At 66.8% G+C, this 12657-nt stretch carries 14 protein-coding genes; 5 read left to right on the plus strand and 9 right to left on the minus strand.

Features of this window, described 5'->3' with window-relative positions; genetic code table 11:
* Positions 1-21: 21 nt before the first annotated feature.
* Positions 22-714: a class I SAM-dependent methyltransferase gene (locus NGR01S_RS14015; protein WP_245664587.1), complete on the minus strand. Its 693-nt coding sequence runs from the start codon at positions 712-714 to the stop codon at positions 22-24.
* Between the two features lie 116 nt (positions 715-830).
* On the opposite strand from NGR01S_RS14015, the gene NGR01S_RS14020 reads away from it, so the two are divergent.
* Entirely contained in the window at positions 831-1376 is a 546-nt protein-coding gene (locus NGR01S_RS14020) for a TetR/AcrR family transcriptional regulator (RefSeq protein WP_063036799.1), read from the plus strand.
* Between the two features lie 58 nt (positions 1377-1434).
* Here the strand turns inward: NGR01S_RS14020 and NGR01S_RS14025 are convergent, their stop codons facing one another.
* From NGR01S_RS14025 to NGR01S_RS14035, 3 genes are read right to left on the minus strand one after another with little or no spacing between them, the layout of a single operon-like run.
* Entirely contained in the window at positions 1435-2127 is a 693-nt protein-coding gene (locus NGR01S_RS14025) for a hypothetical protein (protein WP_063036801.1), read from the minus strand.
* Positions 2124-3041 (minus strand): ABC transporter ATP-binding protein, encoded by a 918-nt coding sequence (locus tag NGR01S_RS14030; RefSeq protein WP_063036802.1) that lies wholly within the window; start codon positions 3039-3041, stop codon positions 2124-2126. Before NGR01S_RS14030 ends, NGR01S_RS14025 begins: the two co-directional genes overlap by 4 nt.
* Positions 3038-3358, minus strand: coding sequence for a GntR family transcriptional regulator (locus NGR01S_RS14035; RefSeq protein WP_373861422.1), 321 nt, complete (start codon positions 3356-3358; stop codon positions 3038-3040). Before NGR01S_RS14035 ends, NGR01S_RS14030 begins: the two co-directional genes overlap by 4 nt.
* A gap of 247 nt (positions 3359-3605) precedes the next feature.
* On the opposite strand from NGR01S_RS14035, the gene NGR01S_RS14040 reads away from it, so the two are divergent.
* Positions 3606-5156, plus strand: coding sequence for an FAD-binding oxidoreductase (locus NGR01S_RS14040; RefSeq protein WP_063036806.1), 1551 nt, complete (start codon positions 3606-3608; stop codon positions 5154-5156).
* 6 nt (positions 5157-5162) lie between these two features.
* Here NGR01S_RS14040 and NGR01S_RS14045 read toward each other — a convergent pair whose 3' ends face one another.
* The 3 genes from NGR01S_RS14045 to NGR01S_RS14055 form a co-directional block, all read right to left on the minus strand.
* Complete coding sequence (locus NGR01S_RS14045) at positions 5163-5987, minus strand: cyclase family protein (RefSeq protein WP_063036808.1); 825 nt, start codon at positions 5985-5987, stop codon at positions 5163-5165.
* A gap of 52 nt (positions 5988-6039) precedes the next feature.
* Positions 6040-6354, minus strand: coding sequence for a hypothetical protein (locus NGR01S_RS14050; RefSeq protein WP_063036810.1), 315 nt, complete (start codon positions 6352-6354; stop codon positions 6040-6042).
* 146 nt (positions 6355-6500) lie between these two features.
* Positions 6501-6932 (minus strand): VOC family protein, encoded by a 432-nt coding sequence (locus tag NGR01S_RS14055; protein ID WP_063036812.1) that lies wholly within the window; start codon positions 6930-6932, stop codon positions 6501-6503.
* A gap of 265 nt (positions 6933-7197) precedes the next feature.
* On the opposite strand from NGR01S_RS14055, the gene NGR01S_RS14060 reads away from it, so the two are divergent.
* Complete coding sequence (locus tag NGR01S_RS14060; protein ID WP_063036813.1) at positions 7198-8298, plus strand: C40 family peptidase; 1101 nt, start codon at positions 7198-7200, stop codon at positions 8296-8298.
* Between the two features lie 87 nt (positions 8299-8385).
* On the plus strand, positions 8386-8676 hold the full coding sequence (locus tag NGR01S_RS14065; RefSeq protein ID WP_063036815.1) for a hypothetical protein: 291 nt from the start codon (positions 8386-8388) through the stop codon (positions 8674-8676).
* Between the two features lie 168 nt (positions 8677-8844).
* Here NGR01S_RS14065 and NGR01S_RS14070 read toward each other — a convergent pair whose 3' ends face one another.
* A complete protein-coding gene (locus NGR01S_RS14070) occupies positions 8845-9063 on the minus strand; it encodes a DUF4287 domain-containing protein (protein ID WP_063036817.1) in 219 nt (72 codons plus the stop codon).
* Between the two features lie 635 nt (positions 9064-9698).
* Here NGR01S_RS14070 and NGR01S_RS14075 point away from each other — a divergent pair.
* A complete protein-coding gene (locus tag NGR01S_RS14075) occupies positions 9699-10538 on the plus strand; it encodes an alpha/beta fold hydrolase (RefSeq protein ID WP_063036819.1) in 840 nt (279 codons plus the stop codon).
* Between the two features lie 511 nt (positions 10539-11049).
* Here NGR01S_RS14075 and glnA read toward each other — a convergent pair.
* On the minus strand, positions 11050-12486 hold the full coding sequence (gene glnA, locus NGR01S_RS14080) for a type I glutamate--ammonia ligase (protein ID WP_063036821.1): 1437 nt from the start codon (positions 12484-12486) through the stop codon (positions 11050-11052).
* Between the last annotated feature and the right edge of the window lie 171 nt (positions 12487-12657).

Here is a 12657-nt window from a genome sequence, read left to right on the forward strand (position 1 = left end):
CGGCGCTTCCTCCCAGGGGCCTCAGCGTTGCGAGTCGTCACCTGCCCGGTCCGGTTTCCTGGCCACGATGGCGCCCGTGCCGGACCCGAACTCGGCGAACTCCGATTCGGCGAAACCCACCTCTTCCAGAGCAGCCATGTAGTTCCGGATATCCACGGCGGCGAAGCGGTCGACGTTACTCGTTCGGCGAACCCTGTCGCTCGCTCGGAAGACTGCCCGTACGAGGGCGGACGGATGGGCGTCGGCGAGCACGAGCCGCCCACTCGGCCGCAATACGCGCCACATCTCCGCAAGTGCCGCCACTCGATGCCTTTCGGGGATGTGATGCATGACAAAGGTGCAGGTGACCACGTCGAACGCCGCATCGGGTAGCACCAATTCCTGTGCCGGAGAACAGAGGTAGCGGTGACGCGGATCGTGGTGCCGGTTGTATGCGATGGCCTCCGGAGAGGGGTCCACGCCGGTGGCGCTGCCGCCGGGTCCCGTCCGGTGACCGAGTGCGCGGACGAGCTTCCCGGGACCACAACCCACATCGAGGGCGTCTTCCCCCGCCCGCAGGCCACTGCGGGCGACGATTTCCTGTAGCAACCGCCCCTGCCCGCCGAGGAAGTACACCGCGGTGAACAATTTGTACCGGCGCAGGCCGGACAGTATGAGACCGGTATCCGGTTCGTCGACGAACATGGAATTACGTACACGCTGATCTGAGGTCATGCACCGATAGTCGCCGCTCGGTCGACCCTCGACCAGAATCAATCCGGCCGGATGTGTCCTTTTGCGGACAGACCCTGGACTACTGTCCGGCAACGGTCCAAGTCGAGAGGAAGAGCATGGAAACACCGGACCGTCGGGTCCGCCGTACCCGGGACGCCCTGCACCGGGCGCTCATCGAGTTGATGATGCGGCGCCCCTACGACCGCATCACCGTGAGCGATGTGATCGCCCGGGCCGATGTCGGCCGCTCGACCTTCTACGCCCACTACCGTGACAAGGACGAGCTGCTCGTGGTGAGTTGCGCCGAGCACCTACGCAAAGAGATCGCCCACTCCACGGATCGGGGGCCGTGGGCTCCGGTGCGGGTGATGCTCGACCTGGCCGCCGGGTATCCCGAGGTGTACCGACCGCTGGTGGGCCCGAAGGCGTCGGCGACCGCGTTGCGCGGCTACCGGCAGAGTATGGCGACGATCCTGCGAGAGCATCTCGCCGAGCAGCCGGGCCTGCCCGCCGATGAGCTCACGGTCACCATGGTGTCGTGGGCACTGGTGGGCTTGCTCACCGCGGTCGCCGATCCGTCGACGCCGATACCGCCCGGGACCGCTTGGCGGCATTTCGAAACCACGTTCGCCCGGCGGGTGGACCGGCCGGGCGCGGATTGACCGATCCGGGGACGACAGAGCCCTGCCCGCCGCGGGCAGGGCTCGAGACGAGTGGCGGTCAGGCGGTGGCCCGGCGAATCGCGGCCCACGCCCCGATCAGCGCCGCCAGCGCGACCACCGCGGGCAGCACCACCATCGGCACCACCCGGGGTGTATCGGCGAACCAGGAACCCACCGCGGGCCACCCGCGCTGCCAGGTCACCAGGATGGCGGCGAGGCCGCCGACGACCAGGAAGGCGGCGCCGGTGGTGAACAGCCCGGTGACCCGCCAGCGCTGGTAGATCGCGCCGAGCAACAGGCTCACGCAGGCGACCAGGCTCAGGAACGCCACGTAGGTCCCCAACTGGATCAGCCGGTTGTCGGTGAAACTGCCCGGCAGCCCGAACATCCTCATCCGCACACCCCACCCGTCGGTGTGGTCCTCGACAATGGCCAGCACCCACAGCAGCAGGGCCGTCCCGGTCACCTGCACCACGCCGACCAGGGCGGTGGCATTGAAGAAGTCGCGGCGGGTGACACCGAGACCGAGGGCGAACGGGAAGGTCTGGGTCATCGCGCCCATATAGAACGCCATGGTCACGCCGAGGATGGAGTAGATGCTGCCGGTGGTGTTCGCTTCGGTGGCGTCGACGAGGGCGAAGATCACCCACGGGATCGCGAAGGCCGCGAGGAGGATGCCCAGCGGCCAGGCCAGGAGCAGCGGCCAGGCCACCGTGTGGATCCGGGAGACATTGAGGGCGCGGGCGATCATGACTGTTCCTTGCCGTGCACAGGAGTGGTTTCGACGATGAGCTGCTGCAGTGAGACCGGTTCCACCAGCAGGCCCAACGCTTTCGCGTGCCGGGTGTCCTCGGCGTGGTCGGCGGTGCGCAGCCGGACCCGGCTCTGTGTGCCCAGTGATTCCCGGCGCAGCTCCGGCCGGCCGGCGACGAAACGGTCGATATCGGAGGTTGGTCCGGCGACGCTGAGGGCCGAATCGCGCAACTCGTCGGCCGAGGCGTCGGTGACGAGCCGGCCGCGGTCGATGAGCAGGACGTGTTCGAGGAGGTCAGCGACCTCGTCGATCAGATGGGTGGACAGCACCACGGTGCGCGGATGCTCGGCGTAGTCGGCGAGCAGGCGGTCGTAGAAGAGTTGCCGGGCCACGGCGTCCAAGCCGAGATATGGTTCGTCGAAGAAGGTGAGCGGAGCGCGGGACGCCAGACCGACGATGACCCCGAGCGCGGAGGTCATTCCGCGGGAGAGCTTCTTCACCTTCCGGTCGGCGGGCAGATCGAAATCGCGCATCAATTCGCGCGCGAAGTCCTCGTCCCAGTTGGGCAGCAGATGCCGTGCCGCGCCGAGCACATGCCGGACCTTGTAATCGGCCGGGTATGCCTGACTCTCCTTGATGAAGGACACCGAGCGCAGCACTTCGGCGTTCTCGTGCGGGACCGCCCCGTTGATGCGGACTTCGCCGGAAGTCTGGAACAGCTGTCCGGTGAGTACCTGCATGAGAGTGGTCTTCCCGGCGCCGTTACGGCCGAGCAGCCCGTAGATGGTGTTCTCGCGCAGATCGAAGGTCACATCGTCGAGCGCGGTGACCGAGCCGAACCGCATGGTGACCCCGCGGGCGCGGGCCAGTACCTCGTTGTCGAGCGCCGGGTCGATGAAAGTGGTGTTCATTGGGTCCCCTCCCGCTGGTCGAGCAGGGTCTTGAGTTCGTCGATACCCAGGCCGAGCTTGTCCGCCTCGGCAATGAGCGGGTCGATGTATTGCTGCGCGAAGCGTTCTCTGCGCCGCAGCCGCAGCGCACCGCGCGCACCGGCGGTGACGAACATGCCGATCCCTCGTTTCTTGTACAGAATCCCGTCCGACACCAGCTGGTTCAGGCCTTTGGCCGCGGTCGCCGGGTTGATCCGGTGGAAGGCCGCGAGCTCGTTCGACGACGGCGCCTGACTCTCCTCGGACAGCGATCCGTCGATGATCGAGTTCTCGACCATCTCCGCGATCTGGAGAAAGAGCGGCTTACCGTCCGCGAGCACGGGTCCTCACCTTGCCTGGTAGAGTGGTTCATTACTCATGTAATGAACCATAGAGCCTGGAGGTCTTCCCGCGCAAGCCGCGACGCACTGTCTACCCGCCCGGCTGTCGCGGACCGACGATGCCGGGTACGGAATGCGACCGAGAAAGCGCTGGTGGCACTAGGGTGGTCACGCAGATTCGCCGGATCGAACGCAGGGGGTTCGCATGCTGTCACGCCGTAAGCTCTTCGCCGCGACCGCTCTCGGCGCCGCCGCGGTGAGCGTGCCGCGCACAACAGCCCGGGCCGCCCCCGCCGTACTCCCCGGTCAGGGCGCGTACCGTGCCCTGACCCTGCGCGGGTACAACCGGCGATTCGTCGCTCGCCCACAGCGGATCCATCTCCCGGCGACCGCGCAGGAAGTGCGCGCGGCACTGGCGAGCTCGGTACGGGACGGCCTGCGTCCGGCCGCCCGTTCCGGGGGCCACTGCTTCGAGGACTTCGTGGACAGCGCGGAGACCCGCTCACTGATCGATCTGCGCGGGTTGAACCACGTCGACTGGGACGCCGAACATCGCGCGTTCTCGGTGGGTCCCGGCCTCACCCTGGAGCAGTTGTACACGGAGCTGGCGCGCTGGAACGTGACCGTACCGGGCGGTATCTGCCGGGCCGTCGGGGTCGGCGGGCATATCAGCGGCGGCGGGTACGGCCCGCTGTCGCGGCGGCACGGTCTGGTGGCCGACCACCTGTACGGGGTGGAGGTGGCCACCGTGGCACGCGACGGCAGCGTCGCACTGACGACGGCGACCAGGAACGGGCCGCACGAAGACCTCTGGTGGGCCCATACCGGCGGAGGCGGCGGCAATTTCGGGATCGTCACCCGTTACCTGCTGCGATCCCCCGGATCCGACGGCGCCGATCCGGCGACCGCGCTCCCCCGGCCGCCGCGTTCGATGCTCAGCACCGAGCTGACCCTGCCGGTCACCACCGAGGAGTCGTTCGTCCGCTTCATGGGCAACTATCTCGATTTCTACGCGCGCCACCGCGAGCCCGGGAACCGGTTCGCGGGCCTGTACGCGCCGATCAGCTTCCGGCCCACCCTGACCGGATTCGGCGAGATGCTGATCATCCAGGCCGACGACGGGCCGGACGCCCGGGCGCTGGTGGACGAGTTCGTGGCGACGGTCTGTGCCGGGGTGGTCCCGGGAGCGACGGTCCCGCCGGCCGTCGAGAAGACCTACGCCGATACGGTCGCGCATGTCTACTACGCGGGCACCGACGACCCGCCCCGGGTCAAGACCAAGGCGGCCTACCTGCGCCGGCCATACACCACCGACCAACTGCGCAGCTGTTACCGCCATATCGTCTCGCCGGCCTTCGTCGGCGAATCGGCCCTGGAGTTCCTACCCTTCGGCGGTGCGATCAACGCGGTCACACCCGACGCCACCGCCATGCCGGCACGCGACTCGTTCATGAAAATGCTCATCCACGCCGCCTGGCGGCTACCCGCCGACGACGAACGCCATATCGGGGTCGCCCGGCAGTTGTACCGCGAGCTGTATTCCGCGACCGGTGGTGTGCCGGTCCCCGACGACCGCAACGGCGGCAGCTACATCAACTACCCCGACCCCGATCTGGCCGACCCGGAATTCAACCGGTCCAGCACTCCCTGGCACGCACTGTATTACGGTGCCAACTACCCGCGGCTGCAACGGGTCAAAGCGGAATGGGACCCGAACAATGTCTTCCGGCACCGGCTCTCCATCGCCCTGCCCTGAATCGGCTCAGGTCAGGGCGAGCACGCGGCACGGGCCGCCGGTGCCGCCCACATGTTTGGGCGCACCCACCACCACGGTTCCTCCCGCCGGTGGGACCGCGGCCAGGTTGACCAGCAGTTCGACACCGTAGCGGCCGGAGTCGAGGATCTCGGTATGGGCTCCGAAATCCGGGTCGGCCGCCCGGTCGAGGCTCAGGGTGTCCACGCCCGCACCCACGATCGCGCGTTCGCGCACCAGGAACTCCGCGGTCTCGGCGGCGAATCCCGGCGCGTGCGGAACACCCTGGTCATCGAGATTCAGGAAGGCGCCGGGCGCCTCCAGCCGGCGTTCCCAGCCGGAGTACATGGCCACGAACGCCCGTTCCGGGATCCGGCCGTGCCGGGTCTCCCAGGCGGCGATATCGTCCGGCGTCACCGCCGCGTCGGCATCGGAACCGGCCCGGGCACTGATATCGATCACCACCAGCGGCGCGACCAGATCACGCGCCGCGAGCATATCGGTGGACTGCGCGCCGCGACGATGTGTCGGCGCGTCCAGATGTGTTCCGGTGTGCTCCCAGTAGGCCAGCAGATTCTGGTCGAATCCGCCCGCCGCCTCCCAGGCGACCGGAACCATCGAAAACGGTGGCACGCCGGGCCATGTCGGGGTCCGGGCGCTGAGCGCATGCGTCAGATCCACCACTGCGCCGTTGGCGGCACGCGCGGGGATCGCCGGAGCGGCGACGCCCAGGGCGCCCGCGGCACCGGCGGCACGGAGAAAGGCCCGCCGACCCGAGCGCGGCGCGTCGTCGGCGGTCGCGCGGAGGTCTCGAATGATCTGGGGTGTGCACATTTGGCGGGCAGCCTAAGTGAACCCGCGCCGGAACTCGGGTATGCCGCGCCGATCAGGAGCCGTGGTGGTAGGAGAGGTCCGGCCACGGCGGACGCCGCAGCACCGCCAGCGCGGCGATCACGGCGGCCAGCAACCCGATCCATTCACCAAGCTGCGCTATCCGGTTGACGTCCACCGCCGGAACCCAGGTGGCCACGCTGTCGCGTACCACGAAGATCCCCGCGGGCCGCATCGCCGAACCGGGAAGCCAGCCGCGGCGGGAGACAGTGATGACGATGGCACCGTCCGCTGTCTCGAACGGTTCCCCGTAGACCGGGGCGGGCACGGAATCGACCGAGGCCGGTGCCAGTCGTTCCCGAATCACCATGTGTCCAACTCCGATTCTTCGTGCCGGTGCGCACCGCGGCCGGTGCGGCGGTACCCGGAAGACTACGTTTCGGGGCGCGGCACCGGAGCCGATCCGGTCACCCCTCCCGGAATCCGATGCCGTCCCGGGCGATTTGCTGCCACGCGTCAACTCAATACGACAGAGCCGTCCGGGTCGATCCGCCACGCGGGGTTGTACGCGATTTCCCAGACCACGCCGTTGGGGTCGGCGACATGACCGTTGAATATTCCCCCGAATTCGCTGTCCCGCGGCTGTTTGAGCACGGTGCCACCGGCGGCGACCACGGCGTCCACGGTATCGCGCACCTCATCGCGGCTGCCGACATTATGCGAGAGGGTCAGGCCCGAGACCGCGGCGCGGTCCGAACCGTCGGAGATATCGGCAGCGAACTTCGCCGCCTCGAAGAAGCCCAGGACCAGACCGGGCGCGATCTGGAAGAAGATGATCTCGTCGGGGACGTCGAGCAGCGGTTCCCAGCCGAGACCGTCGACATAGAAGCGGCGGGCCGCGTCGAGATCGGCCGTCGCGAGCGTCAGGAAATGCGCCTGCTGTTCCACGAAACCTCCTGTTCGAATGCCCGATCGTAGCCGCGGGCGGGGCGCGAGCGGACCCTGCCCACGGGCCACGGCTCCCTGTAGCCGCGGGAGATAAACCCGCTACCGGGAATCCGCCGACTGGCGCGAACAATTCTCGGCGCCGAGAATGTCCGTTAACCGCAATATGTCGCGCTCGAGTGTCCACCGGAGTGGGCCGCGGGCCCGAGAGCGGTATGTCCCCGATTCGTTGCCGTGGCCTCGCCGGCCACGCAGAGAAAGGATCCGGATGAGCCCGACCACCGTGGAAAAGCTCGAGGTCAGGCTGCCGCACCCCGAGGGCGCCAGTCCGGGCCTCAACGCGATCATCGATGCCGTCGAGGAATACATCCAGCGGTCGATCCTGCTGCTGGCCTCCGGCACTCCGGGCGACCAGTTGGATTTCGTTGCCTGGCTGGACGGCAAGGGATTGCTCAGCGAAAAGGGACTCGACGAGCCCGATGGTGAGTCGGTGCTGGTCGACGACTATTCCGACCGGCGCCAGGAGGTGAAGGACCGGACGGCCGAACTCGAACGACAGAACCGGGATGTCGACGACTCCCAGGTCTCGGCCTTCCACACCTCGAACCAGACCTACCAGAACATCGTGGCGATCGTGGAGGATTTGCAGGACGCCCTGAACGGCGCGCACCCGACGACAAAGGGCGAGGACGGGGTGTACCGGTTGTCCGCCGCCACCGAAGCCGGTTTACTCCGTTCGCTACTCATTGCCGTCGGCCGGGTCTACGACGAAGTCGAGAAAGCGGCGATCGAAATCGAGAACCGTGCCCGCGATGTCGACAGAGCGGTCCCGCAGGTCCCGGAGCGCTATCGCACCGGCGGCGGGGTGCCGCTGAGTCCCGTCTACCGGCCGACCCCCAGTACCGCCAGCTACCGGATCACCGATCCGAACGACCCCACCGGCACCATCCTGTCAGCGGCCAGAGGCGAACTCGGTGTCGCCGAGTCGGGCACGAACTATGTGGCGGGCAAGCCCTACAACATCAACGGGCCCTGGTGCGCGGCCTTCACCAGCTGGTTGTGGAAGGAGGCCGGCTACGACGTCGACTGGACCAACCCCAACTATGTACCGGCCATCTGGAACGACGCCCACGCGATGAAACTACAGGCGACCGCCGCCGAGGCCGAACCCGGTGATCTGATCGTTTTCGATTGGGAAGGCGACGGCACTCCCGACCATATCGGCATCGTGGAGAGAAAAGACGGCGAAACCATTTACACAATCGAAGGCAACTCCAGCGATAGGGTCGCGCGCAGGGAATACGAAGCGGGCTCGGGCAATATCGTCGGCTTCGTCAAGCAACCGCCCACGGGCCCGGTGAGCAGGTAGCCGCGGCCGATCCCCGTTCGGCAGCGACGAGCGCTGCCCGAGCATGGCGACCATCGGCCCCGATCTATGCGTATACGTCCACTTTCCGTGGATCCACTGAGCTTCGCGGTCGGCGCCGGCCTGATCGCAATCGGCTGGATTGGCGGCCGGTTCGGCTCGCGGCCACGGACCGGATCGAAGAACGCACTCACCGCCCGCTGCGGCCACGGCCACGACCTGGCGATGCACGACCGCGAGACCGGTAAATGCCACGCGGAACTCCGTCGCAAGGACATTCACGGACTGCGCGTATGGGTCGGCTGCTACTGCCGCCCCTACACCGGACCCATACCGCTGGAAGAGGTGTTCAGCCCGCCGATTCTCCCGCCGGAATCCTGACACGACCGTAGCCGGGTGCGGTGCCCATGCCGCCCCACCCGGAAAGCGACCCTCGACCCACGGCTCGACGGACAGGGCGTTCCGGCAGGAGCATTCGACGACGATGCGGAACATCCGCAGCACCCCTCGTACGTACCGGTGCTCCTACCGGGACCCGAACGGATCAGGTCAGGCCGCGGCCCATTTCTCGGGATGAAGATGATGCTGGACGAGTGCGTTCGCGTGCCCGTGCCCGAACCCGTGCTCGGACTTCAGCAATTCGACGAGTTCCTTGTGCGAGGTCGACCCGGCGGCACGGAGAACCTCCTTCCACTCCTCGATGCTGCGGCCGTACTTGGCCTCGATGGACAGGAAGTAGGACGCAGGTCCCTTCGGTGTGGTGGCCATTCTCGATCTCCTCGCTGGTTACGAACTCGGTAGGTGAGACGGGGGGCTCGTCGAGATCTCATCGCCCGCGCCGACTATGTGTCGCAGGTCACTCGAGGTTCGTTACCGGTGGAGTTCCTCGCCCGGAGCGGTATCTCGCGGTCACGTGAGGTCGATATCGGCACTGCGCTGTACAGGCGGGGACCTACCCGACCGCAGCAGAGAACCGGGCCCAGGGCGTTTGACACACAGAGGTGAGCGATTTCCGGATCCGCCGACAACAGCTCGCGAATCACGCACGCACAAGGTGACCCGACAGAGGCGAGTCCACCCGCCGAGTGATCTCGGTCTGCGATCACCGAGCGGGTGGACTCGATGCCGAGCACTGCGTTACCGAAGGGGCTGTTCAGGCCCATTCGCGCAGGTCGGGTTTACACGTCGAAGTAGCCAGATGCGAGTCCCCGTAGGCCGCCGGTTCGCATGGTCGGGCACATCGTCAGCAAATATTTTGACGCGCGGTAATGCCGGTTCCAGGTGATCGGGAGTGCGGACGCGATCTCGGCTGCGCCGATAACTTTCGGGTGAGCATGTCGTCGATACCTCTGGATATACCGACAGGCAGGAGTTCAGGCATGACGAGACCGTTTCGATTGGGCATGACCTCGGTGCGGGCGAACGGTGTGGATCTGGGCATCGAGAGTTTCGGCCGCGAGGACGATCCGTTGATCCTGCTGATCGGCGGCACAACGATGTTGTCCTGGCCCGACGCGTTGTGCGAGCGGCTCGCGTCGGACGGGCGGCGCGTGGTCCGCTACGACCTGCGTGACTCCGGTATTTCAACGACTCTCGACCCGAACAATCCGGACTACGATCTGCGGGATCTCGCCGCCGATACGGCCGCGCTGGTCGGGGTACTCGGTGCCGAGACCGCCCATCTCGGTGGGGTCGGCGTCGGTGGGATGGTCGCTCAGGTCGCCGCACTGGACTACCCGGACGTGTTCTCCGCGCTGACCCTTGCCGGCACTCGGCCGGTGGCGCCGGGCCCGGTCGACGAGGACCTGCCCGACCACGACCGCGCGGTTATGGGCGTGCTGTTCTCCCGCCCGCTGCCGGACTGGACCGACCGGGAGGCTATCGCGGTGTTCGCCGCCGGGGGTGCCGAGGCCATGGGCAATAATCCGGAGGAGGTACGGGCGACGGCGACTCGGATCTGGGACCGGACACCGTCGAACGATCCCGCGGTGCACCAGGCGAACCAGCTCGGGATGGTGTTTTCCCGGATCGACTGCACCCCGCGCTGGCGGGAGCGGCTCGGTGAGCTCGATGTGCCCACGCTCGTGGTGCACGGTCGCGCCGACCCGTTCTTCCCGCTCGGCAACGGTGAGGTCCTCGCCGCTGAGATTCCCGGGGCGCGGCTGCTCATCCTCGACGACATGGGTACCGCTCTACGACACACCGCGGCCGACCGGGTCGCTGCCGCCATGCTCGCCCTGTAACCGCCCGGCCGGTAGGGATCCTGAGCCGGCGGAACGCACCACAATGCGGCTGATCGCGCTGACCGAACCGGCCGGCGCGGCACCTCGGAAGATCAACGAGCAGTAGTGCGCATCCGACGCCGGCCGATCACACCATCATGGCGAGTACCGGGCGTCCGCAGGGGCGTGTACGCGACCTCGACCGCACCGATGAATTCCGGGTGGCTTCCTTCTGGAAGACCGGAAGACAGGAGTCCAGACATGACCGACGCGGCGAATCGCGTGCGCGGCAGCGGCGATAGCGGGCACCAGTACCTGAGAGCGCATTCACGCGGAACCGAAGGAGTCCGACCGTGGCGGTGATCGAAGACGTCAGCCCACTGGGGGTTAAGGCCATCTCTGGCCCGACACAGACGAGTCCACCCGCCGAGTGATCGCGTCTGTGATCACTGAGCGGGTGGACTCGAAACCTTCTACTGCGTACCCACTGCGTACCGCAGGCCGGAATCAGGGGTAAAACCGCAGGTCAGGCTTACACGTCGAAGTAGAGCTCGAACTCGTACGGGTGCGGCCGCAGGTTCACCGGGGCGATTTCCTGCTCACGCTTGATGCTGATCCAGGTCTCGATCAGGTCCTCGGTGAAGACATTGCCTTCGGTGAGGTACTCGTGATCGGCCTCGAGGCGATCGACGACCGAGGCGAGGCTGGTGGGGGCCTGCGGGATGTTCTTGGCCTCCTCCGGCGGGAGCTCGTAGAGGTCCTTGTCGACGGGGGCCAGCGGCTCGATCTTCTTCTTGATGCCGTCCAGGCCGGCCATCAGCATGGCGGCGAAGGCCAGGTACGGGTTGCCCGAGGAGTCCGGCGCGCGGAACTCGATGCGCTTGGCCTTCGGGTTGTTCCCGGTGACCGGGATGCGGACCGCGGCGGAACGGTTGCGCTGCGAGTACACCAGGTTGATCGGGGCCTCGTAGCCGGGGACCAGGCGGTGGTAGGAGTTCACGGTGGGGTTGGTGAACGCCAGCAGCGACGGGGCGTGGTGCAGGATGCCGCCGATGTAGTGGCGGGCCAGGTCGGACAGGCCACCGTAGCCGGCCTCGTCGTGGAACAGCGGCTTGCCGTCCTTCCACAGCGACTGGTGGGCATGCATGCCCGAACCGTTGTCACCGAAGAGCGGCTTGGGCATGAAAGTGACGGTCTTGCCCTCGGCCCAGGCGGTGTTCTTGACGATGTACTTGAACAGCTGCAGATCGTCGGCCGCGGCCAGCAGGGTGTTGAACTTGTAGTTGATCTCGGCCTGGCCGGCGGTGCCGACCTCATGGTGGCCGCGCTCCAGCTCGAAACCGGCGTTCTGCAGGTTGGTGGAGATCTTGTCGCGCAGGTCGACGTAGTGGTCGTAGGGGGCGACCGGGAAGTACCCGCCCTTGTTACGGACTTTGTAGCCGCGGTTGGGGCTGCCGTCGGGGTTGGTGGCCGCACCGGTGTTCCACGAGCCGGAGATGGACTCGACCTGGTAGAAGGCACCGTTCATCTGCGAGTCGTAGCGCACCGAGTCGAAGATGTAGAACTCGGCCTCGGCGCCGAAGAAGGCGGTATCGGCGATACCGGTCGAGCGCAGGTACTCCTCCGCCTTGCGGGCGATATTGCGCGGGTCGCGCGAGTACGCCTCACGGGTGAAGGGGTCGTGTACGAAGAAGTTCATATTGAGCGTCTTCGCCGCACGGAACGGGTCGAGCTGCGCGGTGCTGAAGTCGGGCAGCAGCAGCATGTCGGACTCGTCGATGGACTGGAAACCGCGTACCGAAGAACCGTCGAAGGCGAGGCCTTCCTCGGCGAGGTCGGCGGTGAAGGCCTTCGCCGGGATGGAGAAGTGCTGCTGCACACCGGGCAGATCGCTGAAGCGGATATCGACATATTCGACCTCCGAGTCCGCGATGTACTTGATGACCTCGTCGGCCGTGCTGAACGTCACTTGGTTCTCCTTACGGATAGATTCCCAGCCAGTATCGAGTGCGGGGCGTCGCGACCCGACGCTATGGACAGGGTGTTTCCCGCCAGTCAAGAGTGTGTTTCGCCAGTGTTACACGTCGGGTCGACGGCGTGTCCTCGGCCACGCCACGAACTGCGGGTTCGGTTCGGGGAC

The organism is Nocardia grenadensis NBRC 108939, from assembly GCF_001613445.1.
GTDB lineage: Bacteria > Actinomycetota > Actinomycetes > Mycobacteriales > Mycobacteriaceae > Nocardia > Nocardia grenadensis.